Source organism: Streptomyces sp. NBC_01549 (assembly GCF_026339955.1).
Classification (GTDB): domain Bacteria; phylum Actinomycetota; class Actinomycetes; order Streptomycetales; family Streptomycetaceae; genus Streptomyces.
The window spans coordinates 475,826-500,124 of the sequence record NZ_JAPEPW010000001.1 but is presented as its reverse complement, the minus strand read 5'-3'; the positions used below and the strand labels follow the sequence as shown (position 1 = coordinate 500,124).

Here is a 24,299-nt window from a genome sequence, read left to right as displayed (position 1 = left end):
CCGGGGAAGCGACGGGTCCGATTGCTTCGACTGTCACTCTCCGGAGTCGTTGAGTTGTCCACATTCAATTCTGTGTCCACAGATTTCGGTCTTCCTCTGGCTTTTCGTCTCGCGGGCTCTCACTCTGGGTAGTGGACAGGGGAGTTCGGGCGGACGTGCGATGAGCGCGTCGGGACAGACGGGGGCAGCGCATGGACGCGGTGCGGCTCATCGGGGCGAGCAGGCGTGCCCTCTCGGGGAGCGGGGAGACGGTCGAGGTGATCGCGGAGGCGTGGCAGGCGCAGGCTCTGGCCCAGGCCATAGGGAGTCGCTTCGCCGTCTCGGGACCGCCGGAGCTCCGGGGCGAGGCGCTCGGACTGACCGAGCTGGCGGGCCGGGGCTGCGGTGTGCTGAACGCGCCCCCGCTCGACGTGGCCGACCTGCGCGCCGCTCAGCTCACCGAGCTGGGTGATGCGCGGGAGTCCCTGCTGAGCCTCGGGGGTCTTCTCGGTGAGGTCGGTATCGCTCTCGTCGGTATCGCCTGCGCGGCGGACGATCAGGGGACCTACTGGCAGTGCATGGAGGCGATCGACGCGGCGGACGAGTCCCGGGACCGGGTTCTGGAGATGCTGAGACGGTTGGCGGCACGGGATCAGGGGGTGGTGGAGCGGGGGCGGGCGATGGGGTGACGGGGATGCGGGGCGGGTCCCGCCTCAGGGGGCGGGGGACTGCGCGCTCACCCCCCACCCACCCGCAGGCAACCAACACACCCCGGCGCCGGGCGGTCTGGCTCCGCCCGAGTCCAACGATCACCACCGACCGGGGGCACTCCCACGGACCCGCGCTGCATAGAGGTTGACGGATCCCACCCACCGGGGTCCGGGGAACGCGACCTCAGCCGAGCTGCGGCATGACCTCCGCGGCGATCAACTCCAGGTGATCCAGGTCATCGAGGTCCAGCATCTGCAGGTACATGCGCTGCGATCCGACGGCCTGATACTGGGCGATCCTCTCGACGACCTCCGCCGGGGAGCCCGCGAGCCCGTTCGCCTTGAGCTCGTCGACGTCCCGCCCGATGGCGTCCGCGCGCCGCTTCACCTCGCTGTCGTTCCTGCCGACACAGGCGACGAGCGCGTTCGAGTACACAAGGTCGTCCCCCTTGCGCCCGGCCCGCTCGGCCGCCGCCCGCACCCGCTGGAACTGCTGCTCCGTGTCCGCGAGGGAGGCGAAGGGAATGTTGAACTCGTCGGCGTACCGCGCCGTCAGCTCGGGCGTCCGCTTGGCACCGTGCCCGCCGATCAGGACCGGCACCTTCGGCTGCGCGGGCTTGGGAAGCGCGGGGGAGTCCTTGAGCTGGTAGTACTTCCCCTCGTAGGTGAACCGTTCACCGACGGGTGTCTCCCACAGGCCCGTGACGATGGCGAGTTGTTCCTCCAGCCGCCCGAACTTCTCCTTGGGGAACGGAATCCCGTACGCCTCGTGCTCGGCCTCGTACCAGCCGGAGCCCAGACCGAGTTCCACCCGCCCACCCGACATCTGGTCGACCTGCGCGACCTGGATGGCCAGGACGCCGGGGAGGCGGAAGGTACCGGCCGTCATGAGCGTGCCGAGGCGGATCCGGTTCGTCTCGCGGGCGAGACCGGCCAGCGTGATCCAGGCGTCGGTGGGCCCGGGGAGCCCGTCGACGGATCCCATGTGCAGGTAGTGGTCAGAACGGAAGAAGGCTCCGTAGTTGAGGTCTTCGGCGGCCTTGGCGACGCGGAGCAGCGTCTGGTAGGTCGCTCCTTGCTGCGGTTCTGTGAAGACTCGAAGATCCATGCATCCATCATGCACCGGTCACATCAGCCGACCTGGCTGGAACCGCTGCCCCACCCGAAACAGGCCGCTCTCCTGCCGGCACAGGACCTGGCCGCCCTCGCCAGGACCGGGGAGGGAAAATTCCCGGGTCGCCCGGGGGCGTTCGCTATACGTTGGGACGGGCGCGTCGACGACAGGCCGGGAGCAGTGATCCCCCGGCGCGCTTCCCATCGCTGTGGTTCACCGGCGCTCGGCGCGGGTGAGGAAACCACAGCTCAGAAGACGTTTCGAGGCAGACTCACAGTGTTCCTGACGATCAGTACCACCGGTAGCCCAGAGCGCCCCGCCACCGACCTCGGCTTCCTGCTGCACAAGCATCCCGAGAAGGCGCAGGCGTTCTCGACCTCCTACGGCACGGCGCACGTCCTCTACCCCGAGGCGTCCGTCGAGCGGTGCACGGCCGCGCTGTTGCTGGAGGTCGACGCGGTGGCGCTGGTCCGGCGTGGCAAGGGCAAGGGCCGCGGCGGCGCACCCGACGCCGCGCTCGCGCAGTACGTCAACGACCGCCCGTACGCCGCCTCGTCCCTGCTCGCCGTGGCGCTGAGCGCGGTGTTCTCCAGCGCGATGAAGGGCCAGTGTGCGGCGAAGCCGGACCTGCCCGCGCGGTCGCTGCCCCTGCGGATCGAGGTACCCGCGCTTCCCGCCAGGGGCGGCGCCGACCTCGTACGCAAGCTGTTCGAGCCGCTCGGGTGGACGGTGACGGTCGTGGCCGTGGCGCTGGACGCGGAGTTCCCCGAGTGGGGCGACTCCCGCTACGTACGCCTGGAACTGGAGGGAACCGGTCTGACGCTCGCCGAAGCCCTGCGCCACCTCTACGTCCTGCTTCCGGTGCTCGACGACGCCAAGCACTACTGGGTGTCGTCCGACGAGGTCGACAAGCTGCTGCGGGCGGGCGAGGGCTGGCTGCCGGACCACCCCGAGCAGAAGCTGATCGCCGACCGGTATCTCGCGCGCCGCTGGTCGCTGACGCGGGAGGCGATGCAGCGGCTGGAACTCGTCCGGCTTGCCGAGGCCGACGACACCGAGGTCGAGGAGATCGACAACGCGGTCGACGAGGAGGCGGACACGGAGGAGAAGCCGGTTCCGCTCGCCGTCCAGCGTCGGGACGCGATCCTCGCCGCGCTGCACGCGTCCGGCGCGGCCCGCGTCCTCGACCTCGGCTGCGGACAGGGGCAGTTGGTGCAGGCGCTGCTCAAGGACGTACGGTTCACCGAGATCGTCGGCGTCGATGTGTCGATACGCGCGCTGACCGTCGCCTCGCGTCGGCTCAAGCTGGACCGGATGGGCGAGCGGCAGGCCGCGCGCGTGCGGCTCCTGCAGGGCTCGCTCGCGTACACCGACAAGCGTCTCAAGGGGTACGACGCCGCCGTGCTCAGCGAGGTCGTCGAGCACCTCGACCTGCCCCGGCTGCCCGCCCTGGAGTACGCCGTCTTCGGCTCCGCCCGCCCCCGTACGGTCCTGGTGACGACGCCGAACGTCGAGTACAACGTCCGCTGGGAGACCCTCCCGGCCGGACACTCCCGCCACGGCGACCACCGCTTCGAATGGACTCGGGAGGAGTTTCGGACCTGGGCCCACCAGGTGGCCGGGCGGCACGGATACGACGTGGAGTTCACGCCCGTCGGGCCCGACGACCCGGAGGTCGGTCCGCCGACCCAGATGGCCGTCTTCACCCTCGCCGACACCACCGGCACCACTGCTACCACCGCCACCACCGGCACCCCGACCACCACGAAGGAGGAGAAGGCCGCATGACCGGCAACGACAGCACCAAGGGGCGTACCCTGCCCGTCACCGACCTCTCCCTTGTTGTCCTGATCGGCGCGTCCGGCTCCGGCAAGTCCACTTTCGCCCGTCGGCACTTCAAGCCGACCGAGGTCATCTCCAGCGACTTCTGCCGCGGTCTTGTCGCCGACGACGAGAACGACCAGAGCGCCAGCGGCGACGCCTTCGACGTCCTGCACTACATCGCGGGCAAGCGGCTCGCGGCCGGCCGGCGCACCGTCGTGGACGCCACCAACGTCCAGCAGGAGAGCCGCCGTCAGCTGATCGAACTCGCCAGAGAGTACGACGTGCTGCCCATCGCGATCGTGCTGGACGTGCCCGAGGAGGTGTGCGCCGAACGCAACGCCTCCCGTACCGACCGCGCCGACATGCCGCGCCGCGTCATCCAGCGCCACATCCGTGAACTCCGCCGTTCCCTGCGGCACTTGGAGCGCGAGGGATTTCGCAAGGTGCACGTCCTGCGGGGCGTGGCGGAGATCGAGAACGCCGAGGTGAGGACGGAGAAGCGGTTCAACGACCTGACCCACCTCACCGGACCCTTCGACATCATCGGTGACATCCACGGCTGCGCCTCGGAACTGGAGACCCTGCTCGGCAAGCTCGGCTACGCCGACGGCACACACCCCAAGGGCCGTACGGCCGTCTTCGTCGGCGACCTCGTCGACCGCGGCCCGGACACCCCGGGCGTGCTGCGCCGTGTGATGTCCATGGTCGCGTCCGGCGACGCGCTGTGCGTGCCGGGCAACCACGAGAACAAGCTCGGCCGTTACCTCAAGGGCCGTAAGGTCCAGCACTCCCACGGACTGGCCGAGACCATCGAGCAGCTGGACGGCGAGAGCGAGGAATTCAGCGCGCGGGTGCGGGAGTTCGTCGACGGACTGGTCAGTCACTACGTCCTGGACGGTGGGCGGCTCGTCGTCTGCCACGCCGGACTGCCCGAGAAGTACCACGGCCGCACGTCGGGCCGGGTGCGCTCGCACGCGCTGTACGGCGACACGACCGGGGAGACGGACGAGTTCGGCCTGCCGGTGCGCTACCCGTGGGCGGAGGACTACCGGGGCCGGGCGGCCGTTGTCTACGGGCACACCCCGGTCCCCACGGCCACCTGGCTGAACAACACGATCTGCCTCGACACCGGTGCCGTGTTCGGCGGCAAGCTCACCGCGCTGCGCTGGCCGGAGCGCGAGCTCGTCGACGTACCGGCCGAACGGGTCTGGTACGAGCCGGCGAAGCCGCTGGCCTCCGAGGCGCCCGGCGGCCACGAGGGCCGTCCGCTGGACCTCGCCGACGTGCACGGACGGCGGGCCGTCGAGACGCGGTACGGCGGGCGGGTGGCGGTGCGCGAGGAGAACGCGGCGGCGGCCCTCGAGGTCATGAGCCGGTTCGCGGTCGACCCGCGCCTGCTGCCCTACCTCCCGCCGACGATGGCGCCCACGGCCACTTCCCAGGTGGAGGGCTATCTGGAGCACCCGGCCGAGGCCTTCGCCCAGTACAAGGAGGACGGCGTCGCCCGCGTCGTGTGCGAGGAGAAGCACATGGGGTCGCGGGCGGTGGCGCTGGTCTGCCGGGACGCGGGGGTGGCGCGCGAGCGTTTCGGTGTGGCGGAGGGGCCCACGGGAGCGCTGTACACCCGTACCGGCCGGCCCTTCTTCGACGACTCCGCCGTCACCGAGGAGATCCTCGGGCGACTGCGGGAAGCCGTGACGGCGGCCGGTCTGTGGGAGGAACTGGGCACCGACTGGCTGCTGCTCGACGCCGAGCTGATGCCGTGGTCGCTCAAGGCGTCCGGGTTGCTGCGCAGCCAGTACGCGGCGGTCGGCGCCGCTTCCGGAGCCGCGTTCCCGGGGGCGCTGGCGGCGCTCGAAGGCGCCGCGGAGCGTGGGGTCGACGTCGCGGAACTGCTCGGCAGGCAGCGGGAGCGGGCCGCCGACGCGGCGGCGTTCACCGAGGCGTACCGGCGGTACTGCTGGACGACGGACGGGCTGGAGGGGGTGCGGCTCGCTCCCTTCCAGATACTCGCCGTGCAGGGCCGGGGCCTGGCCGCGGTGCCGCACGACGAGCAGCTCGCGCTCATCGACCGGCTGGTCGAGCACGACGGGAGCGGGCTGCTGCAGACGACTCGGCGGTTGTTCGTGGACACCGGGGACGCGGAGTCCGTGCGGGGCGGGGTGGACTGGTGGCTGGAGATGACCGGTCGTGGGGGCGAGGGCATGGTCGTCAAGCCGGTCGGGGCGGTGGTGCGGAGCGGGCAGGGGCGGCTGGTCCAGCCCGGCATCAAGTGCCGGGGCCGTGAGTATCTGCGGATCATCTACGGCCCGGAGTACACGCGCCCTGAAAACCTCGCCCGGCTGCGGGGGCGTTTCCTGAACCACAAGCGGTCGCTCGCGCTTCGGGAGTACGCGCTGGGGCTGGAGGCGTTGGACCGGTTGGCGGAGGGGGAGCCGCTGTGGCGGGTGCATGAGGCGGTGTTCGGGGTGCTGGCCTTGGAGTCCGAACCGGTGGACCCACGTCTGTAGCGTTCTTCGCCCCCGCCGCCCTTACCCGTCCCATCCCGAACCTGGGGGCTCCGCCCCCAGACCCCCCGGGGTGCGTTCATCGGCTGCGGGTGGTGGGGGCTGGTCGCGCAGTTCCCCGCGCCCCTAAAAGCCTGGGGTCGTCCGGCGTTTGAGGACGCGGCCGTTCAGCCCACCAGGCGCAACCTCACCCCCGCCACCCCCACCCGTACCGTCTGGCCCCACACCAGCTCCACCGCGTCCCCCTCCATCCCGTCCCCGAACGCGATGAGGCGGTCGGACTCGACCGTGAGGGAGAGGCGGGCGGAGGCGGTGAGGGAGCCGGCCACGAGGGAGGTACCGGTGGCCGGTGACGGCCAGGCCTCGCGGACGAACCAGAGGAGGCGTTCCTCGGCGGGCCCGGGCAGCGGGAGCTCCGCGCCCCGCTCCTGCCACACCGAGCGGAGCCACCCGCTGGCGCCCGTCCCGGTGCCGACCAGGACCCCGGAGGAGGCCTGGGACTCGACGGCACCCCCGTACTCGTCGAGCCCCAGCCGATAGCGGGCCGTCTGATGGCCCGCGGTTCCGAGATAGATCTCGTTGAGCGCGACGAGCCGTTGCGTGTCGTCCGCGACGGCCTCGACCATGGTCAGCTCGTCGGTCCGGCCCCCGTGCGCCGAGGCGAGCAGCGCGCCCGCGTCGCGCGGCCGGTGCCGCACGAGCACGCCCGGGTTCCGTCCGGGGTCGGTGTCGATCCCCACCACCGGCTGTCCCGTCAGGTACTTGGCCACGTTCGCCACCAGCCCGTCCTGCCCGACCACGACCACCACGTCCTCCGGGGCGAAGAGGAAGCGGTCCAGGTCGCCGCGCTCGACGCGCGCTTGACGCCACGTCAGCGGAACCGCCGACACCACCTCCGCCAGCGCCTCCCGCGCCCGCCGGTGCCGCTGCGCCACCTCCTCGATGTCCCGCCCCCGGGAGGAGAGGAAGAACGCCGCCTGCCCGTGCGTGCCGTGCCGGGCCACCAACTCCTCGTACTCCGTGGTGCGGTGGACGAGGACGACACGGGGCGCGAGACTCACTGCTCCGGCCCCCCGGAGGCCCCGTTGCCCAGCCGCGCGAGCAGGCCCGTCAGGACGTCCGGCGACACCGTGACGCTGTCGATGCGCGGCAGGTTCTCCGCGAGCCGCGTGCCCGTCAGGGCGTGCAGCGTGGCGACGTCCACGTCTTCGTGGACCCGCAGCCAGGCGGCCTGCGCCGCGGCCCGCGCCTCGCCGACCTCCCGTGCGGCGGCGGCCTCGGCCTTGGCGAGCTGTACCGTCCGGGTGCTCTCCGCCTCCGCGAGCCGCACGGTCCGCGCCGCCTCCGCCCCGGCCCGCACCGCGTCCGCCGCCGCGTGCTCCTCCGCCTCGCGCCGCGCGTTGGTGCCGCGCTGGTCGACCAACTGCTCCTCGCGCCGGGCGAGTTCGATCTGGCTGGCGAGCTCGTTCTCGGCGATCGCCCGCTCCCGCTCGACGGCGACGGCCCGGCGTTCGTACGTCGCCTTGTCCGCCTCCTGCTGGATCTGCTCGCGGGCGGGAGTGCGCAGGGCCCGCTCCACCTCGGGTTCCGGGCGCAGCGCGACGACCCGTACGGCCACCACCTCGATGCCCGTCGCGGGCAGCCGGGGTTCGGCGGCGAGCCCGCCCGCGATCCGCTCCCGTACCGACGCGACGCCGTCCACCAGGGCCGCCGCCAGCGACGTACGGGCCAGCACGTCCAGCGCGTGCTGCTGGGCCGTCTCGGTCAGCAGCGAACCCAGCTGTTCGAGGGGCGCGCCGCGCCAGGCTCCGGTGTCGGGGTCGATGGAGAAGTCGAGCCGCGCGGCCGCGATGCCCGGATCGACGATCCGGTAGGTGACGGTCGCCTGCACCGCGACGTCCTGGAAGTCGGACGTACGGGCATGGAAGGTCATCGCCAGCTCACGGTCGTCGACCGGGACTTCGGAGAGCGCGGCGGTCAGGGAGCGGTACCAGAAGCTGAGGCCGGGGCCGTCGTGCACCAGCCGGCCCGACCGGTGGTGGCGGACATGGGCGGTCGGCGCACCGCGCAGATGGCGCCAGCCGAGACGCCGGGTGATGTCGGCCATGGGTACCCCCTTGCCGCCGGGCGATCCCGGCGACCGCTGTGATGCGCTTTTGTCGTCGTAGTGACGATAATGAAGAGGCGCCCTTATCGTCAAGGGGACGAAATCAACTCGCCGGTCTCCCGTCGATCCGCGGGTGAACAGGCGTCCGGATGGTCAGGATGGAGGCATGGGATTCCACGTCGACTCCGAGGCCGGGCGGCTGCGCCGCGTCATCCTGCACAGACCCGACCTCGAGCTCAAGAGGCTCACCCCCAGCAACAAGGACGCCCTGCTCTTCGATGACGTGCTGTGGGTGCGCCGGGCCCGGGCGGAGCACGACGGATTCGCGGACGTGCTGCGTGATCGCGGGGTCACCGTCCATCTCTTCGGGGACCTGCTCGCCGAGGCCCTGGAGATCCCGGCGGCCAGATCGCTCGTCCTGGACCGCGTCTTCGACGAGAAGGAGTACGGTCCGCTCGCCACCGACCACCTCCGGGCCGCCTTCGAGACCCTGCCGGCCCCGGAACTGGCCGCCACGCTGATCGGCGGGATGACCAAACGGGAGTTCCTGGACGTACACCCGGAGCCGACCTCCGTGCGCTTCCATGTCATGGACCTCGACGACTTCCTCCTCGGCCCGCTCCCCAATCACCTCTTCACCCGGGACACCTCCGCGTGGATCTATGACGGGGTCTCCATCAACGCCATGCGCTGGCCCGCGCGGCAGCGGGAGACCGTTCACTTCGAGGCGATCTACCGGCACCATCCGCTCTTCCGTGACGAGGGCTTCAACCTCTGGTCGGAGGGGCAGGCGGACTATCCGTCCACCATCGAGGGCGGTGACGTGCTCGTCATCGGCAACGGCGCGGTGCTCATCGGCATGAGCGAGCGGACGACGCCGCAGGCCGTCGAGATGCTCGCGCACAAGCTGTTCGCCGCCGGGTCGGCCCGTACGATCGTGGCGCTCGACATGCCCAAGCGGCGGGCCCTCATGCACCTCGACACCGTGATGACGATGGTCGACGGCGACACCTTCACCCAGTACGCGGGGCTCGGCATGCTCCGCTCGTACACGATCGAACCGGGCTCGGGGGACAAGGAGCTGAAGGTCACCGACCATCCGCCGGAGCACATGCACCGGGCGATCGCGGCGGCGCTGGGGTTGAGCGAGATCCGGGTGCTGACCGCTACGCAGGACGTGCACGCGGCGGAGCGGGAGCAGTGGGACGACGGGTGCAACGTCCTCGCGGTGGAGCCCGGGGTCGTCGTCGCCTATGAGCGCAACGTGACCACCAATACGCATCTGCGGAAGCAGGGTATCGAGGTGATCGAGATTCCGGGGAGTGAGCTGGGGAGGGGGCGGGGTGGGCCTCGGTGTATGAGCTGTCCGGTGGAAAGGGCGGCGGTGGGGGTGTGATCTCGGGTGCGGGTGGGTGGGGGCTGATCGCGCCCACGCGGCGGAGCCGCACGATGTGACGGCCCCGCGCCCCTGAAGGCGCGCTGTCCCCGAGGTCCACAAAGAGGTCCCGTATAGAAATGTGGAGCATCGTATAGACTTCCACTCGCCCCTTTGTTCGTCCCCGTTCTCGCATCCCTGGAGCGCCCCCATGGCGACAGTCCCGACCGCCCTCTCCGGACGCCACTTCCTCAAGGAGCTGGACTTCACCGGGGAGGAGTTCCGCGGTCTGATCGAGCTGGCCGCCGAGCTCAAGGCGGCCAAGAAGGCCGGGACCGAGACGCAGTACCTGCGGGGCAGGAACATCGCGCTGATCTTCGAGAAGACCTCCACCCGCACGCGCTGCGCGTTCGAGGTCGCAGCCGCGGACCAGGGCGCCTCGACGACGTACCTGGACCCGTCCGGTTCGCAGATAGGTCACAAGGAGTCCGTGAAGGACACCGCGCGCGTCCTCGGCCGGATGTTCGACGCGATCGAGTACCGGGGCGACAGTCAGACCTCCGTCGAGGAGCTGGCCGCGTACGCCGGAGTGCCCGTCTACAACGGTCTGACCGACGATTGGCACCCCACCCAGATGCTCGCCGACGTGCTCACCATGACCGAGCACTGCGACAAGCCGCTCGGTGAGATCGCCTTCGCCTACCTGGGTGACGCCCGTTTCAACATGGGCAACTCCTACCTGGTCACCGGCGCGCTCCTCGGCATGGACGTCCGGATCGTCGCCCCGAAGGCCTACTGGCCGGCCGACGAGATCGTCGCCCAGGCCCGCAAGCTCGCCGAGAACAGCGGCGGGCGCGTCACCCTCACCGAGCACCTCGGCGAGGGCGTCCACGGCGCCGACTTCGTCGCCACCGACGTCTGGGTCTCGATGGGCGAGCCCAAGGAGGTGTGGGACGAGCGCATCGGCGCGCTGTCCCCGTACGCCGTGACCATGGACGTGCTGCGCGCCACCGGCAACCCGGACGTGAAGTTCCTGCACTGCCTGCCGGCCTTCCACGACCTGGGCACCAAGGTCGGCCGTGAGATCCACGAGACCCACGGCCGCGACTCGCTGGAGGTCACCGACGAGGTGTTCGAGTCGGCGCAGTCGGTCGTCTTCGACGAGGCCGAGAACCGGCTGCACACCATCAAGGCGATCATGGTCGCCACCCTGGGCCGAGCGGGAATCCCCCAGGTCCTGGCCTGACGGACGCCCGCGCAGGCCTTATCCTGACCGGCGGTCCGGAGCCACCCCTTCCGCGACCGCCGCGCGACCGACCCAGTCGCACCCCGCACCACCGGAAATGAGCACCACCCGCATGTCCGCTCCACGCGTCAAGTCCCCCCAGCTGCTGATGGCCGAATCAGGCGCCGACCACGAAGGCCATGGCCTCAAGCGCACCATGGGCCTCTTCCAACTCGTCTGCTTCGGCGTGGGCGCCATCGTCGGCACCGGAATCTTCGTCGGCCTCTCCGACTCGGTCGCGCAGGCCGGACCCGCCGTGGTCGTGTCGTTCATCCTCGCGGCGATCACCTGCGTCTTCACCGCGTTCTCCTTCGCCGAACTCGGCGGTGCGATCCCCGTCTCCGGATCCTCGTACTCCTTCGCCTACGCGGGGCTGGGCGAGGGCACGGCCTTCCTCGTCGGCTGGTGTCTGCTCCTGGAGTACGGCGTCTCCGTGTCGGCCGTGGCGGTCGGCTGGAGCCAGTACGTCAACGAACTGCTGCACAGCCTCATGGGTGTGCGGCTGCCCGCGGCGCTCTCGGCCGGTCCGTCCGACGGCGGGATCGTCAACCTCCCCGCGGTCATCGTGATCGCGCTGGCCTCGGTCCTGCTGATCCGCGGGGTGCGCGAGAGCGCCCGGGCGACCGCGGCCATGGCCGTGCTGAAGCTCGTCGTGCTCGTCGCGTTCTGCGCGATCGGGTTCAGTGCCTTCAAGCACGGCAACCTCACGCCGTTCTCCCCGGCCGGGCTCGGCGGCATCGGCACGGGCACCACGGCCGCCTTCTTCTCGTACATCGGCTTCGACGCGATCACCACCGCCGGCGAGGAGGCCAAGAATCCCCGCCGTGACATCCCGATCGCCATCCTGGTCTGCCTCGGTCTGGTCACCCTGCTGTACTGCGCGGTGGCCCTCGCGGCGATCGGCGCCGTCGGTGGCGACGCGGTCGGCGGGCGGCCCGCCGCGCTGTCGTATGTCGTCAACGTGGTCACCGGGTCCACGGTCGGCGCCGGGGTCGTCGCGTTCGGGGCGGTCGTCGCCATCGCCTCGGTGGTGCTCGCGGTGATGTACGGACAGACCCGCATCCTCATGTCCATGTCCCGCGACGGGCTCGTGCCGCGCGTCTTCGAGAAGATCTCGCCGAAGACCTCGACACCGGTCGCGGGAACCCTGATCGTCGCCATCGTCTTCGCCGTCCCGGCGGCCTTCGCCCCGCTCGACGCCGTCGTCAACCTGACGACGATCGGCACGCTCGCCACCATGGCCGCCGTCAATGTCGCGGTGATCGCGCTGCGGCGCCGGGAGCCGGGTCTCGCCAGGACGTTCCGGGTGCCGCTCTACCCCGTGGTACCGCTGCTCGGCGTCGGCTTCTGCCTGTATCTGATGTACGAGACGGGCTGGACGACCTGGATCCAGTTCGGGTGCTTCCTGGCGGCCGGATTCCTCGTGTACGTGCGCTACGGGCGCCGCAATTCGCGCCTGGCCCGATCGGCCACGGCGACGGCGGCTACACCGGACGCCGCTGAGCGGGCACCACAGGCAGTCTGAACCAGACCGCCTTGCCGGAGCCGGTGGGGCGGTGGCCGCAGGAGGAGCTGAGGGTGCGGATCAGGAGGAGGCCGCGCCCGTGCTCCTGCCAGGGGTCGGGCTCGCCGGGCGGCTCCGGGACCGTGAGGTTGCCGGGCGGCTTTGGGTCCGGATCGTGCACCTCGACCTGACAGCCGGTCGGCATCACCTCCACGACCAGCTCTATGGGGCCGTCTCCCGCGGTGTGCTCCACGGCGTTGGCGACCAGTTCCGCGGTGAGCAGTTCCGCGGTGTCGCTGTCGGCCGCGTGCTTCACCTCGGCCAGCGCGGTGCGGACCAGGGCGCGGGCGACCGGCACGGCCGCGGCGGTGTGCGGCAGCGCGATGCGCCAGGAGGCGGGGGTGTCGTGCAAGGTGGGTCCGTTCATGGAGCAGGCTGTCCTGCTTTCAGCTCTAGGAATGGTACGGCGCGACCGGACAGAGACATCCGGCGGGCGCTTTCCAGGACATTCGGTGGGCGCCCTCCCAGGACGTTCGGCTCGGCATGAGGCCCCGTACCCAGCTCAACCCCCCGCCTCCCGCGAGGTGCTCCCACCGCTACGGGGCTATCGAGAACCCGTGACTCGGTGACGGGACACGGTCACTTCACGACCGAGTTATTGCGCGGTCGTGACGACAGTCACAGACTGGTGATAACTTCATGGAGTAGCGACGACCGCTGTCCGGCGCCCCATGGCGCGGACCGCCGCCCCCGTCCGAGGAGGCCGCCCGTCATGAGTCCCTTCACCGGCTCCGCCGCCCGCACCCCCGACTGGCAGCACCTGAGGTGCGAGGTCGCCGACGGGGTCGCCACGGTCACCCTGGCCCGCCCCGAGAAACTCAACGCCCTCACCTTCGGCGCCTACGCCGACCTGCGTGACCTGCTCGCCGAGCTCTCCCGCGAGCGGTCGGTACGGGCTCTGGTGCTGGCGGGGGAGGGGCGCGGTTTCTGCTCCGGCGGCGACGTCGACGAGATCATCGGCGCGACCCTGTCCATGGACACCGCCCAGCTCCTGGACTTCAACCGGATGACCGGGCAGGTCGTGCGGGCCGTACGGGAGTGCCCGTTCCCGGTGATCGCGGCGGTGCACGGGATCGCGGCGGGCGCCGGAGCCGTCCTCGCCCTGGCCGCCGACTTCCGGGTGGCCGACCCGAGCGCCCGGTTCGCCTTCCTCTTCACCCGCGTCGGACTGTCCGGCGGCGACATGGGCGCCGCCTATCTGCTGCCCCGCGTCGTGGGGCTCGGTCACGCGACCCGGCTGCTGATGCTCGGCGAACCGGTGCGCGCGCCCGAGGCCGAGCGGATCGGCCTGATCAGCGAGCTGACCGACGAGGGCGGTGTCGACGCGGCTGCCCAGTCCCTGGCCCGCCGCCTGGCCGAGGGCCCGGCCCTCGCGTATGCCCAGACCAAGGCCCTGCTCACCGCCGAACTGGACATGCCCCTCGCCGCCTCCGTCGAACTCGACGCCTCGACCCAGGCCCTCCTGATGACCGGCGAGGACTACGCCGAGTTCCACGCGGCCTTCACGGAGAAGCGCGCGCCGAAGTGGCGGGGGCGATAGCCGTGCCGACGCGGCCGTGCGCGTCCGCGCGCGTCGCCGTCATCGGCGGCGGTCCCGGCGGGCTCTACGCCGCCGCGCTCCTCAAGCGCCTCGACCCGGACCGCGAGGTCACCGTTTGGGAGCGCAACGCCCCCGACGACACCTTCGGCTTCGGTGTCGTGCTCTCCGACGAGACGCTGGGCGGGATCGAGCACGCCGATCCGGTCGTGTACGCGGCGCTCCAGGACGAGTTCGTGCGCTGGGACGACATCGACATCGTGCACCGGGGCGTGCGCCACACCTCCGGGGGCCACGGCTTCGCGGCGCTCGGCCGACGCCGGCTCCTGGAGATCCTGCACGAGCGCTGCCGCTCGCTCGGCATAGAGCTGCGCTTCCGGGCCGAGGCCCCGCCGGTCGCCGAGCTGATGACGGCGTACGACCTGGTCGTCGCCGCGGACGGGGTGCACAGCCCGACCCGGGCGGCGTACGCGGAGGTGTTCGGACCGTCGGTCGAGGAGCACCGGTGCCGTTACATCTGGCTCGCCGCCGACTTCGCCTTCGACTCCTTCCGCTTCGAGATCGCCGAGACCGAGCACGGCGTGATGCAGCTGCACGGCTACCCCTTCGCGGCCGACGCCTCCACCGTCATCGTCGAGATGCGCGAAGAGGTGTGGCGGGCGGCCGGTTTCGCGGACCTCGACGAACAGGAGTCCGTCGAGCTCTGCGGCAAGATCTTCACGGACGCACTCGGCGGGCGGCAGCTGCGGTCCAACAAGTCGACGTGGACCACCTTCCGTACGGTGGTCAACGACCGCTGGTCCCACGGCAATCTGGTCCTCCTCGGCGACGCCGCGCACACCGCCCACTTCTCCATCGGCTCCGGCACCAAGCTCGCCGTCGAGGACGCGCTCGCGCTGGCCGCCTGTCTGGAGGAGCGGCCCACCCTCGCCGAGGCCCTCGCCGCCTACGAGGAGGAGCGGCGCCCGGTCGTCGCGTCCACCCAGCGGGCGGCGCGGGCCAGCCTGGAGTGGTTCGAGAACCTGGGGCTGTATCTCCACCAGCCCGCCCGCCAGTTCGCCTTCAACCTCCTCACCCGCAGCCGCCGCGTCACGCACGACAACCTGCGGCTGCGTGACGCGCACTTCACGGCGGCGGTCGAGCGCGAGTTCGGCTGCCCGCCCGGCACACCCCCGATGTTCACCCCGTTCCGGCTGCGCGGTCTGACCCTGCGCAACCGGGTCGTGGTCTCACCGATGGACATGTACTCGGCCGTGGACGGCGTCCCCGGTGACTTCCACCTGGTCCACCTGGGCGCACGGGCGCTCGGCGGCGCGGGCCTGGTGATGACCGAGATGGTGTGCGTGAGCGCCGAGGGCCGCATCACACCCGGCTGCGCGGGCCTCTACTCACACAGGCAGGCCGAGTCCTGGCGGCGGATCATCGGCTTCGTGCACGCCCAGGCACCCGGCGCCGCGATCGGCGTCCAGCTCGGCCACTCCGGCCGCAAGGGCTCCACGAAGCTGATGTGGGAGGGCATCGACGAGCCCCTGGAGGAGGGCAACTGGCCACTCGTGGCCGCCTCCCCGATCCCGTACGGACCGCGCAGCCAGACACCCCGCCAGCTGTACCGCGCCCAACTCACGGACATCCGTGAGCAGTTCGTGGCAGCCGCCTTGCGTGCCGCCCGCTGCGGCTTCGACCTCCTCGAACTGCACTGCGCCCACGGCTACCTGCTCTCCGGCTTCCTCTCGCCGCTCACCAACCGGCGCACCGACGCCTACGGCGGCTCGCTGGAACGCAGGCTGCGCTTCCCGCTGGAGGTCTTCGACGCCGTGCGGAGCGTGTGGCCGGAGGAGCGGCCCATGACCGTCCGTATCTCCGCGACCGACTGGGCCGAGGGCGGCAACACCGGGGACGAGGGCGTGGCGATCGCCCGGGCCTTCGCGGCGCACGGCGCCGACGCGGTCGATGTGTCGACGGGGCAGGTGGTCGCCGACGAACAGCCCGAGTACGGCCGCTCGTACCAGACCCCGTTCGCCGACCGGATCCGCCACGAGACCGGCCTCAACGTGATCGCCGTCGGCGCGATCTCCTCCTGGGACGACGTCAACTCCCTGATCCTGGCCGGGCGCGCGGACCTGTGCGCCCTCGCCCGGCCGCATCTCTACGACCCGCACTGGACGCTGCACGCGGCGGCCGAGCAGGGGTACGAGGGTCCGGGCGTCGCCTGGCCGAGGCCCTACCGTGCGGGCAGCCGCCGCCCGCAGACCGGACGCGTCGACGCCCCCAAGCCTCGCCTGTCACTGGGGACTTGAGGGCGGGCGGAGGGCGTTCCTGAGCGTCCTGGCGGTCGGGGCGTCCTAGGCGTCCGGGGCGGAGAGGTCGGCCATGCCCGCCGTCAGGGTCGAGCCGTCCGCCGGGTCGACGATGGGCTCCGCGGTCGATGTAGTCCTGTACGGAGGCGATGTGCAGTCGCAGTCCGTGCTTCTCGACCGTCTGGTCGCGGTATGCGAGGACTTCGGGGAAGTTGTGTCCGGTGTCGACGTGCAGCAGGGTGAAGGGGATCGCGGCGGGGGCGAAGGCCTTCAGGGCGAGGTGCAGCATGACGATGGAGTCCTTGCCGCCGGAGAAGAGGATCACCGGCCGTTCGAACTCGCCCGCGACCTCACGGAAGATGTGGACGGCCTCGGACTCCAACGCGTCCAAGTGCGACAGCGTGAAGGCCTGTTCGACGGTCGCGGAGGTCATACGAGCCCCCTCGCGGCGAGCACCGCGTGCACCGAGTCCGCGGACTCCTCCGGGGTCTGCAGATGCGTCTCCAGCGTGAGCGCCGGGTCGAGCGGCGGCTCGTAGGGGTCGTCGACGCCGGTGAGCCCGGTGAGCCGGCCCGCGGCCTGCCGGGCGTACAGCCCCTTCACATCGCGCTCGCTGCACACCTCGACCGGGGTGGCGACATGCACCTCGATGTACGGCGTCTCGCTCGCCTCGTGCCGCTCCCGTACGGCATCGCGGCTGTCGGCGTACGGCGCGATGACGGGCACCACGGCGAGGACGCCGTTGCGCGCGAGCACCTCGGCGACCAGGCCGATGCGCTGCACGTTGGTGTTGCGGTCCTCGCGCGAGAAGCCGAGACCCGCGGAGAGGAACCGGCGGACCTCGTCGCCGTCGAGGACCTCCACCCGGTGCCCCTCCGCCTTCAGACGGGTCCCCAGTATCCGGGCGATGGTCGTCTTGCCCGCGCTCGGCAGGCCCGTGAGCCAGACGGTGGCTCCCTGAGCCCTTGCCGTAGTGGTCATACGTGCGGTCCTCTTCCTGTCCTGGCGTGCGGCTCACGACGCTAGGTAAGAAACATGAGAAGAGGGACGGAAGAGGCTGAGGGTTCCCTAAGCGCCTCATGGTGTGTCTGAGGTCACACGGCGGCGGGTTCGGTGAAGCTCGCCCCCGTGTCCCGCAGCCGCTCGTGCAGCGCCCGGAACACGGCGGCCGAGCGGGCGCCCGGCCAGTCCTCGGGCAGCAGCGCGGCGGGCAGTCCCGGGTCGGCGTACGGGAGGTGGCGCCAGGTGTCCAGGGCGAGCAGATAGTCGCGGTACGCCTCCTCGGGCGGGGTGTCCGCGCGCCGCCGCCAGTCGTGCAGCACGGTCGCGTGCTGGTCGAGGAAGGCCTCGTGCTGTTTGGCGATCGCCGCCAGGTCCCACCAGCGCGCGACCGCGTCCGCCGTCGCCGCGAAACCCAGGTGCTCCCCGCGAAACAGCTCCACATAAGGGTCGAGCCGCAGCCGCGCCAGGGTGTGCCGGGTCTCCTCGTAGAGCCGCGCGGGGGCGAGCCACACGCCGGGGGCCGCCGTCCCGAAGCCGAGACCGGCGAGGCGTGAGCGCAGTACGTGCCGCTTCTGCCGCTCGGACTCCGGCACGGAGAAGACGGCGAGCACCCAGCCCTCGTCCTCGGGAGGCGCCGTCGCGTACACCCGCCGGTCGCCGTCCTCCAGCAGTTGGCGGGCGTCCGGCGACAGCGCGTAACCGGCGCCACCCGCCGCCGTACGGGCCGGTTCGAGCAGTCCGCGGCGCTTGAGCCGGGACACCGACGACCGTACGGAGGGCGCGTCGACGCCGACCGCGGCGAGGAGCCGGATCAACTCGGCCACCGGCACGGGACCGGGCATGAAACGGCCGTACGCGCCGTAGAACGTGACGATGAGAGACCGGGGGGCGTGCTGCTCTGACACGTTGATCACTCTAGTGCGCGAAGATCACTTAGGGCCGCCGCCGGTGGACAACTCGCCCTCCGGCGCGGCCGACGACGGGGTGTCCCCGCCCGACGGCGGGGCATCGGCACGCAGCCGGAAGCGCTGCAGCTTTCCCGTCGCCGTGCGGGGCAGCGCGTCCAGGAAGACGAACTCGCGGGGGCACTTGTACGGCGCCAGCTCGGACTTGAGGAAGGCGCGCAGTGCCTCGGCGTCCTTGTGTGCCCCCTCCCTGAGGACCGCGTACGCGACCGCCACCTGCCCGCGTGCGTCGTCGGGCCGCCCCACGACGGCCGTCTCGACCACGTCCGGGTGGCGCAGCAGGGCGTCCTCGACCTCGGGCCCGGCGATGTTGTACCCCGCCGAGACGATCATGTCGTCGGCGCGGGCGACATAGCGGAAGTAGCCGTCGGGGTCGCGCACATAGGTGTCGCCGGTGATGTTCCAGCCACCGCGCACGTACTCCCGCTGCCGGGGGTCGGCGAGATAGCGGCAGCCGACCGGGCCGCGCACCGCGAGCAGCCCGGGCTCGCCGTCCGGCACCGGCGCCCCCTCGGCGTCGACCACGCGCGCCTGCCACCCCGGTACCGGGACGCCCGTCGTCCCGGGGCGGATGTGCTCGTCCGCGGCGGAGATGAAGATGTGCAGCAGCTCGGTGGCGCCGATGCCGTTGATGATGCGCAGCCCGGTGCGGGTGTGCCAGGCCCGCCAGGTCGCGGCGGGCAGGTTCTCGCCCGCGGACACACAGCGCCGCAGCGAGGTCGTGTCGTACCCGTCCAGCTCCGCCAGCATGGCCCGGTAGGCGGTCGGGGCGGTGAACAGCACCGAGACGCGGTGCTCGGTGATCGCGGGCAACAACTGCGTGGGGCCCGCCTGTTCGAGCAGCAGGGAGCAGGCGCCGGCGCGCATCGGGAAGACGACGAGGCCGCCGAGCCCGAACGTGAAGCCCAGCGGGGGACTGCCGGTGAAGACGTCGTCCTCGTGCGGCCGCAGCACATGCTTCGAGAAGGTGTCCGCTATGGCCAGCACATCGCGGTGGAAGTGCACACAGCCCTTGGGACGGCCGGTGGTGCCGGAGGTGAACGCGATCAGCGCGACGTCGTCGGCGGCCGTGTCGACCGCGGTGAACGGCTCGTCCAGAGCGCCCGTGATGCGCAGCAGCAGGTCGTCGGGCGCGTCCCCGCCGTACGTCGTGATCCGCAGCCCCGGGATCTCCGCCTTCGCCAGATCGTCGACCGAGCGTACGTCGCACAGCGCGTGCGTGACGTGGGCGATCTTGCACATGGTGGTCAGCTCGTGCGGGCGCTGCTGCGCGAGCACGGTGACGGCGACCGCGCCCGCCTTCAGGACCGCCAGCCAGCACGCGGCGAGCCAGGGCGTGGTGGGCCCGCGCAGCAGCACCCGGTTGCCGGGCACGACGCCCAGCTCGGCGGTCAGGACGTGCGCGATCCGGTCCGTCCGGGCGAGCAGCTGCCCGTACGTCCACAGGTCGCCGGACGGCGTGCGGAAGGCGGGGCGGTGCGGACGCTTGTCCCCGAGGAGTTCGGCGGCGCAGTTCAGCCGATCGGGGTAGCGCAGCTCGGGCAGGTCGAAGGGGAGTCCGGGCCAGTGCTCGGGGGGCGGGAGATGGTCGCGGGCGAAGGTGTCGACGTGGGCCGAGGTCGTCGGCTCCAGGGTGTCGCCGTCCATGGAGGTTCGCCCCCTTGTCGTGGTGGGCTCGCGTCTCGCACAAGGAGCGTATCGTATTGGTGACGACAGTCAATGTCTCGCGATAGCCTGGGGTCCCGCAGTCCGACGGCGGAGAGGGAACCGGCAATGACCGCATTCTCACTCGATCCGGCACAGACCGCCTGGTGTGCCGAGCTGCGCGCGCTGGCCGCGGAGCGGTTGCGCCCGCTGGCGGAGAAGGGCGAGCCGGGCCGCGTCAACCGTCCCCTCGTAGCCGAGTTGGGCCGGCTGGGGCTGCTCGCCCGCCTGTTCACCTCGGGCGCGCTCGATCTGTGCCTGATGCGGGAGTCTTTGGCGCACGGTTGCACCGAGGCCGAGACGGCGCTCGCCCTGCAGGGCCTCGGCGCGCATCCGGTGCACGCGTACGGCGACCGGGCGCAGCGCGAGCGCTGGCTGCCCCGGGTCTCGGACGGCAGCGCGGTGGCCGCGTTCGCGCTCAGCGAGCCGGGCGCGGGCTCGGACGCGGCGGCGCTGGCGCTCCGCGCGGACCGGGACGCCCCCCGGGCGGCCGGTTCCTCACCGTCGGACCCCGGAGCCTCGCCCGACACCGGGTCCCGGACTCCGCCCGTCGCCGAGGCGCCGGACTCGCCCGACACCGGGTCCCGGACTCCGCCCGTCGCCGAGGCGCCGGACTCGCCCGTCGCCGAACGCGACGGCTCCGCTCGCTGGCGGCTCAGCGGGGAGAAGTGCTGGATCTCCAACGCCCCCGAGGCCGACTTCTACACCGTCTTCGCACGGACCACCCCGGGCGCCGGAGCCCGGGGCGTCACCGCCTTCCTGGTGCCCGCCGACCGGCCGGGCCTCACCGGCACCCCGCTCGACATGCTCTCCCCGCACCCCATCGGCGCCCTCGCCTTCGACGCCGTACCGGTGACGGCGGACGACGTGCTCGGCGAGCCCGACCGCGGTTTTAGGGTCGCGATGCACACCCTCAACCTCTTCCGCCCGAGCGTGGGCGCCTTCGCGGTCGGTATGGCGGGGGCGGCCCTCGCGGCGACGCTCACCCACACGGCCGGGCGGGAGGCGTTCGGCGGCAGGCTGAAGGACCTGCAGACGGTGGCCCACCAGGTCGCCGAGATGGCGCTGCGTACGGAGGCGGCCCGTCTGATGGTCTACGCGGCGGCGGCGGCGTACGACGAAGGGGCCCCGGACGTGCCCCGGCGCGCGGCGATGGCGAAGCTGCTGGCGACCGAGACGGCCCAGTACGTGGTCGACGCCGCGGTCCAACTGCACGGCGCCCGAGCCCTGTGCCGTGGTCATCTCCTCGAACACCTCTACCGGGAGGTCCGCGCGCCCCGTATCTACGAGGGCGCGAGCGAGGTCCAGCGGGCGGTCATCGCCAAGGAGCTGTACGCGTCGGTGGAGGCCCTGTGAGCGCCGCGAGCCTGGAGGTCGTGTGAGCACCGAGCGCGTCAACCCGCCCGAGCTCTCCCCGCCCACCGGCTTCTCGCACGCCGTCGTCGCCACCGGCACCCGCGTCGTGTTCCTGGCGGGCCAGACCGCGCTGGACACGGACGGGAAGGTGGTCGGCGCGACCCTCCCGGAGCAGTTCGAGAAGGCGCTGGCCAATCTGCTGACCGCGCTGCGGGCCGCGGGGGGAACCCCGGCCGACCTCGCGCGGGTCACGGTCTACGCCACGGACGTCGCCGACTATCGCGCCCGGGCCCCCGAACTCGGCCGCGTCTGGCGGCGGTTGGCGGGCCGCGACTATCCCGCGATGGCCGTGGTCGGGGCCGCCCGTCTCTGGGACGAACGGGCCCTGGTCGAACTGGACGGCTTCGCGGTGCTGCCGTAGGGAACGACGGTCAGGCGGCGACGGCCAGCCGCTCGGCGAACACCCGGTGCGGAGCGACCACGCTGCCGTCGGGGAGCAGTTCACCGCTGTCGTCGAAGACGATCGCGCCGTTGCACAGCAGGCTCCAGCCCTGCTCGGGGTGGGCCGACACGGTGTGCGGAGCGTGGGAGTCCGCGGACGGGCACAGAGCTTGGTGGGAACACATGGCGCACCTCCACGTCGGATGCGATGAGTGTCGACGGCGCTGTCGCCGTCTCGCATAGGTAAGACCATGCTCCCGTGGCGAACTCATCGGAACCGCCGGTCGAGAAGCGTGACAACACGCGGACAACTCTCGAACGTTCCCATGACGCGGGGACCGGATCCGCCACTGTCGGGACCGGCCACGGACCGGACTCGCCACCAAAGGGGTGACGATCACTGCCTTGGGCCCGCGCGCCCGGTACCTGTGGAGCCCCCCATGTTCCAGGAGGTACCTCATGTCCTTGCGCCAGGTCATCGGCGCGGCCACCGGCGCCGCGTTCCTGCTGCTGGCCGCCCCGTCCGCCGTCGCCGTGTCCGTCGGCGCCCTGTCGGCGCCGTCCGAGACGGTGACCGTCGACTCGACCGGTCACCTCGCGGCCGACGGAACCGTCACTCTCTCCGGCACCTACCGCTGTCTGAGCGGTACGGGGCCGGTGCTCGTCTCCTCGTCGGTCTCGCAGGACGACCCCCGGATCCGTTACGGCATCGGCGGCACCGCGGCGGTCTGCGACGGTGCGGAACACCGCTGGACCAACTCGGAGAAGCGCACATCCGACACCCTCGCACCGGGCGCCGCCCATGTGGAGGCCACCCTGATGGAACTGAGCCCCGCCCTGGGCGGTCTGCCGCTGCCGCTGTTCCACGCGGTGCAGCAGCAGGACATCACCCTCATGGAGGGCTGAACCGCCTCCGTGAAGGACGGAGGCGGCACACGGCCGAGAAGGACATGGCGGGGCCGCCGGACGACGCGCGGACGTCCCCTCCGGCGGGCCCGCCACCATTCCGGTGTCTCAGATGTCCGGGGAATCCTTCTTCAGCCACATGGAATGGTGTTCCCTCGCCCACTCGGGCGTGACGAACCCGGTGCGCATCCCGAGCCGTGCTTCCGGGTCTTGGTACGCCTTCCGCATGTGACCGATGAGGACGAAGCTGATTCCCCAGGCCAGGCAGTCGTGCACGAAGATCGCACTGGTGCGGGAGATCACCGGCAGCAGGCCGGTGAACCACATCAGCAGCCCGGTGAACAGCATCAGCACCACGGCCCCGGCGATCCAGCCCGCGTACAGCTTCTGGCCCGCGTTGAACTTGCCGGCCGGGCGGGCGGACGGTGAGGTCAGGCGCCTGCGAACCGCGTGCAGCCATTGGCGGTCGTAAGACGCGAAGCGGTTCAGCTTCCGCAGGTCCGCCCGGAACGCGGGAGAGAAGAGGCCGAGAGAAAAGGGCAGCGGCAGCAGGATGCCCGACCACTCGTGAACGGTGACCATCAGATGGCGCCGGCCGACCAGTTGGGCGAGCGGTCCCAGATACAGGCAGGCCGCGGTCGCCACGCACAGCAGCATCAGACAGCCGGTGGCACGGTGGACCAGCCGCTCGGCCCGGGTGAACCGGCGGATCTTTTCCGAGCGGTCAGACGGCGGAGCCATTGCCGTGCCTGTCCTCTCCGTCGAGCCAGCCGTCGATGTCATAGCCGCGCTCCTCCCAGTAGCCGGGAATGACCTTGTCGGTGACCGAGATGCCGGACAGCCACTTGGCCGATTTGTAGAAGTACATCGGGGCCGCGTACAGCCGGACGGGTCCACCGTGCTCGTGCGTGATCGGCTTGTCCTGCATGTTCAGGGCCACCATGACGTCGGAGCGGCGTGCCTGCTCCAGCGTGAGGTTCTCGCTGTAGGCGCCGTCGAAGCAGGTGAAACGTACGGCCTTGCCTTCGCCGCGCACCCCGGCGGCGTCGAGGATGTCCGCGAGCCGCACGCCCTCGAATGGCGTGTTCTCCACGCGCCAGCCGTCGGTGCACAGCACGTCGTGGACGACGCGGGTCTGCCGCATCGCGCGCAGCTCGGGCAGGGTGTAGGTCTTCGGCCGGTCGACCAGGCCGTCGACGCGCAGCTCGTAGTTGGTGTCGTCCTTGCGCGGCACCGAGCCGACGACGCTGTAGTAGCGGAAGCCGCCCGGGTTGGGCAGCAGTCCGGTGAGGCCGGTCGAGTCCACCTGTGAGGCGGCGCCGAGAAAGCCCTCCCAACCTCGCTGCAAGTAGGGCGCGGTGGCGAGTCCGGCGGCCCCCGCCGCGAGCGTGGCCAGCATGGCCCGCCGCCCTATGGGCGCTCCCTCCACCGGGTCTTTCCGCCGGTCGCTCATGTCCGTTCCCGTCCTGTCGTGGTGAAGAGTGCGCGGGCCCGCTCGGCGATGCCGTTCACGGTCGCGTGCGTGTTGCCTGCCTGGCACGATGGCCGACACGATCAAGCGTCACCTGTTGAGGTGGTGACGGTTGGGGTCACGATACTGGCACCGATGAGAGTCACCCGTCAAGA

Annotated in this window: 21 protein-coding genes and 1 pseudogene; 11 read left to right on the top strand and 11 right to left on the bottom strand. The window is 71.3% G+C overall.

Going from position 1 to position 24,299, the window contains the following annotated elements:
• Nucleotides 1-191: 191 nt before the first annotated feature.
• Nucleotides 192-668, top strand: a complete 477-nt coding sequence (locus OG819_RS02075; RefSeq protein WP_266430013.1) for a DUF6099 family protein — start codon at nucleotides 192-194, stop codon at nucleotides 666-668.
• A gap of 205 nt (nucleotides 669-873) precedes the next feature.
• Here the strand turns inward: OG819_RS02075 and OG819_RS02070 are convergent, their stop codons facing one another.
• Nucleotides 874-1,797, bottom strand: a complete 924-nt coding sequence (locus tag OG819_RS02070) for an LLM class F420-dependent oxidoreductase (RefSeq protein WP_266629738.1) — start codon at nucleotides 1,795-1,797, stop codon at nucleotides 874-876.
• 282 nt (nucleotides 1,798-2,079) lie between these two features.
• On the opposite strand from OG819_RS02070, the gene OG819_RS02065 reads away from it, so the two are divergent.
• Together OG819_RS02065 and OG819_RS02060 are read left to right on the top strand one after the other, a co-directional pair.
• On the top strand, nucleotides 2,080-3,591 hold the full coding sequence (locus OG819_RS02065; RefSeq protein ID WP_266647734.1) for a 3' terminal RNA ribose 2'-O-methyltransferase Hen1: 1,512 nt from the start codon (nucleotides 2,080-2,082) through the stop codon (nucleotides 3,589-3,591).
• Entirely contained in the window at nucleotides 3,588-6,137 is a 2,550-nt protein-coding gene (locus tag OG819_RS02060; protein ID WP_266647733.1) for a polynucleotide kinase-phosphatase, read from the top strand. Before OG819_RS02065 ends, OG819_RS02060 begins: the two co-directional genes overlap by 4 nt.
• A 164-nt stretch (nucleotides 6,138-6,301) precedes the next feature.
• Here the strand turns inward: OG819_RS02060 and OG819_RS02055 are convergent, their stop codons facing one another.
• Together OG819_RS02055 and OG819_RS02050 are read right to left on the bottom strand one after the other, a co-directional pair.
• A complete protein-coding gene (locus OG819_RS02055; protein WP_266430002.1) occupies nucleotides 6,302-7,195 on the bottom strand; it encodes a hypothetical protein in 894 nt (297 codons plus the stop codon).
• Complete coding sequence (locus OG819_RS02050; protein ID WP_266629744.1) at nucleotides 7,192-8,241, bottom strand: SPFH domain-containing protein; 1,050 nt, start codon at nucleotides 8,239-8,241, stop codon at nucleotides 7,192-7,194. The genes OG819_RS02055 and OG819_RS02050 overlap by 4 nt, the downstream gene beginning before the upstream one ends.
• A gap of 166 nt (nucleotides 8,242-8,407) precedes the next feature.
• Between OG819_RS02050 and OG819_RS02045 the strand changes: the two genes are divergently transcribed.
• The 3 genes from OG819_RS02045 (at nucleotide 8,408) to OG819_RS02035 (ending at nucleotide 12,426) form a co-directional block, all read left to right on the top strand.
• Nucleotides 8,408-9,637 (top strand): arginine deiminase, encoded by a 1,230-nt coding sequence (locus tag OG819_RS02045; RefSeq protein WP_266629746.1) that lies wholly within the window; start codon nucleotides 8,408-8,410, stop codon nucleotides 9,635-9,637.
• 190 nt (nucleotides 9,638-9,827) lie between these two features.
• Nucleotides 9,828-10,862 (top strand): ornithine carbamoyltransferase, encoded by a 1,035-nt coding sequence (argF, locus tag OG819_RS02040; protein ID WP_266629748.1) that lies wholly within the window; start codon nucleotides 9,828-9,830, stop codon nucleotides 10,860-10,862.
• A 112-nt stretch (nucleotides 10,863-10,974) separates the two neighbouring features.
• Nucleotides 10,975-12,426: an amino acid permease gene (locus OG819_RS02035; protein ID WP_266647732.1), complete on the top strand. Its 1,452-nt coding sequence runs from the start codon at nucleotides 10,975-10,977 to the stop codon at nucleotides 12,424-12,426.
• Here the strand turns inward: OG819_RS02035 and OG819_RS02030 are convergent.
• Nucleotides 12,386-12,832, bottom strand: coding sequence for an ATP-binding protein (locus OG819_RS02030; RefSeq protein WP_266647730.1), 447 nt, complete (start codon nucleotides 12,830-12,832; stop codon nucleotides 12,386-12,388). The genes OG819_RS02035 and OG819_RS02030 overlap by 41 nt on opposite strands.
• Before the next feature lie 345 nt (nucleotides 12,833-13,177).
• On the opposite strand from OG819_RS02030, the gene OG819_RS02025 reads away from it, so the two are divergent.
• Both OG819_RS02025 and OG819_RS02020 read left to right on the top strand, forming a co-directional pair.
• The gene (locus tag OG819_RS02025) at nucleotides 13,178-14,005 is read left to right on the top strand and encodes an enoyl-CoA hydratase family protein (RefSeq protein ID WP_266629754.1); all 828 of its coding nucleotides are present in this window, start codon (nucleotides 13,178-13,180) and stop codon (nucleotides 14,003-14,005) included.
• Nucleotides 14,006-14,007: 2 nt separating this feature from the next.
• Nucleotides 14,008-16,299 (top strand): bifunctional salicylyl-CoA 5-hydroxylase/oxidoreductase, encoded by a 2,292-nt coding sequence (locus tag OG819_RS02020; RefSeq protein WP_266647728.1) that lies wholly within the window; start codon nucleotides 14,008-14,010, stop codon nucleotides 16,297-16,299.
• Between the two features lie 118 nt (nucleotides 16,300-16,417).
• On the opposite strand, the pseudogene OG819_RS02015 reads toward OG819_RS02020, so the two are convergent.
• From OG819_RS02015 to OG819_RS02000, 4 genes and pseudogenes are all read right to left on the bottom strand, one after another.
• A pseudogene (locus OG819_RS02015) lies at nucleotides 16,418-16,732 on the bottom strand (phosphoadenosine phosphosulfate reductase family protein); the annotation flags it as partial.
• On the bottom strand, nucleotides 16,729-17,280 hold the full coding sequence (cysC, locus tag OG819_RS02010; RefSeq protein WP_266647725.1) for an adenylyl-sulfate kinase: 552 nt from the start codon (nucleotides 17,278-17,280) through the stop codon (nucleotides 16,729-16,731). The gene cysC and the pseudogene OG819_RS02015, both read right to left, overlap by 4 nt.
• Before the next feature lie 113 nt (nucleotides 17,281-17,393).
• Entirely contained in the window at nucleotides 17,394-18,215 is an 822-nt protein-coding gene (locus tag OG819_RS02005; protein ID WP_266647723.1) for a PaaX family transcriptional regulator C-terminal domain-containing protein, read from the bottom strand.
• A gap of 15 nt (nucleotides 18,216-18,230) precedes the next feature.
• Nucleotides 18,231-19,913 carry an AMP-binding protein gene (locus OG819_RS02000; protein ID WP_323139321.1) on the bottom strand — a complete coding sequence of 561 codons (1,683 nt, stop codon included), beginning with the start codon at nucleotides 19,911-19,913 and terminating at the stop codon, nucleotides 18,231-18,233.
• Nucleotides 19,914-20,039: 126 nt separating this feature from the next.
• Here OG819_RS02000 and OG819_RS01995 point away from each other — a divergent pair, with 126 nt between their 5' ends.
• Both OG819_RS01995 and OG819_RS01990 read left to right on the top strand, forming a co-directional pair.
• Entirely contained in the window at nucleotides 20,040-21,326 is a 1,287-nt protein-coding gene (locus tag OG819_RS01995; protein ID WP_266647721.1) for an acyl-CoA dehydrogenase, read from the top strand.
• Between the two features lie 22 nt (nucleotides 21,327-21,348).
• Nucleotides 21,349-21,747, top strand: a complete 399-nt coding sequence (locus OG819_RS01990; protein ID WP_266629764.1) for a RidA family protein — start codon at nucleotides 21,349-21,351, stop codon at nucleotides 21,745-21,747.
• 10 nt (nucleotides 21,748-21,757) lie between these two features.
• On the opposite strand, the gene OG819_RS01985 is transcribed toward OG819_RS01990, so the two are convergent.
• On the bottom strand, nucleotides 21,758-21,952 hold the full coding sequence (locus tag OG819_RS01985) for a DUF5999 family protein (RefSeq protein ID WP_266629766.1): 195 nt from the start codon (nucleotides 21,950-21,952) through the stop codon (nucleotides 21,758-21,760).
• 274 nt (nucleotides 21,953-22,226) lie between these two features.
• Between OG819_RS01985 and OG819_RS01980 the strand changes: the two genes are divergently transcribed.
• Complete coding sequence (locus tag OG819_RS01980) at nucleotides 22,227-22,673, top strand: DUF6299 family protein (RefSeq protein WP_266629768.1); 447 nt, start codon at nucleotides 22,227-22,229, stop codon at nucleotides 22,671-22,673.
• 108 nt (nucleotides 22,674-22,781) lie between these two features.
• Here OG819_RS01980 and OG819_RS01975 read toward each other — a convergent pair whose 3' ends face one another.
• Both OG819_RS01975 and OG819_RS01970 read right to left on the bottom strand, forming a co-directional pair.
• A complete protein-coding gene (locus tag OG819_RS01975; RefSeq protein WP_266647720.1) occupies nucleotides 22,782-23,456 on the bottom strand; it encodes a cytochrome b/b6 domain-containing protein in 675 nt (224 codons plus the stop codon).
• Nucleotides 23,398-24,072 (bottom strand): molybdopterin-dependent oxidoreductase, encoded by a 675-nt coding sequence (locus OG819_RS01970; RefSeq protein WP_266634761.1) that lies wholly within the window; start codon nucleotides 24,070-24,072, stop codon nucleotides 23,398-23,400. Before OG819_RS01970 ends, OG819_RS01975 begins: the two co-directional genes overlap by 59 nt.
• Nucleotides 24,073-24,299: the final 227 nt, after the last annotated feature.

What these genes read in the sequence shown, in the direction of transcription:
- OG819_RS01995 (WP_266647721.1), top strand. Translation starts at nt 20,040, where the DNA reads ATGACCGCATTCTCACTCGATCCGGCACAGACCGCCTGGTGTGCCGAG.
- OG819_RS02075 (WP_266430013.1), top strand. Translation starts at nt 192, where the DNA reads ATGGACGCGGTGCGGCTCATCGGGGCGAGCAGGCGTGCCCTCTCGGGG.
- OG819_RS02045 (WP_266629746.1), top strand. Translation starts at nt 8,408, where the DNA reads ATGGGATTCCACGTCGACTCCGAGGCCGGGCGGCTGCGCCGCGTCATC.
- OG819_RS02030 (WP_266647730.1), bottom strand. Translation starts at nt 12,832, where the DNA reads ATGAACGGACCCACCTTGCACGACACCCCCGCCTCCTGGCGCATCGCG.
- OG819_RS01970 (WP_266634761.1), bottom strand. Translation starts at nt 24,072, where the DNA reads ATGCTGGCCACGCTCGCGGCGGGGGCCGCCGGACTCGCCACCGCGCCC.
- OG819_RS02050 (WP_266629744.1), bottom strand. Translation starts at nt 8,241, where the DNA reads ATGGCCGACATCACCCGGCGTCTCGGCTGGCGCCATCTGCGCGGTGCG.
- argF (WP_266629748.1), top strand. Translation starts at nt 9,828, where the DNA reads ATGGCGACAGTCCCGACCGCCCTCTCCGGACGCCACTTCCTCAAGGAG.
- OG819_RS01980 (WP_266629768.1), top strand. Translation starts at nt 22,227, where the DNA reads ATGTCCTTGCGCCAGGTCATCGGCGCGGCCACCGGCGCCGCGTTCCTG.
- OG819_RS02035 (WP_266647732.1), top strand. Translation starts at nt 10,975, where the DNA reads ATGTCCGCTCCACGCGTCAAGTCCCCCCAGCTGCTGATGGCCGAATCA.
- OG819_RS01985 (WP_266629766.1), bottom strand. Translation starts at nt 21,952, where the DNA reads ATGTGTTCCCACCAAGCTCTGTGCCCGTCCGCGGACTCCCACGCTCCG.
- OG819_RS01975 (WP_266647720.1), bottom strand. Translation starts at nt 23,456, where the DNA reads ATGACATCGACGGCTGGCTCGACGGAGAGGACAGGCACGGCAATGGCT.
- cysC (WP_266647725.1), bottom strand. Translation starts at nt 17,280, where the DNA reads ATGACCACTACGGCAAGGGCTCAGGGAGCCACCGTCTGGCTCACGGGC.
- OG819_RS02025 (WP_266629754.1), top strand. Translation starts at nt 13,178, where the DNA reads ATGAGTCCCTTCACCGGCTCCGCCGCCCGCACCCCCGACTGGCAGCAC.
- OG819_RS02000 (WP_323139321.1), bottom strand. Translation starts at nt 19,913, where the DNA reads ATGGACGGCGACACCCTGGAGCCGACGACCTCGGCCCACGTCGACACC.
- OG819_RS02070 (WP_266629738.1), bottom strand. Translation starts at nt 1,797, where the DNA reads ATGGATCTTCGAGTCTTCACAGAACCGCAGCAAGGAGCGACCTACCAG.
- OG819_RS02060 (WP_266647733.1), top strand. Translation starts at nt 3,588, where the DNA reads ATGACCGGCAACGACAGCACCAAGGGGCGTACCCTGCCCGTCACCGAC.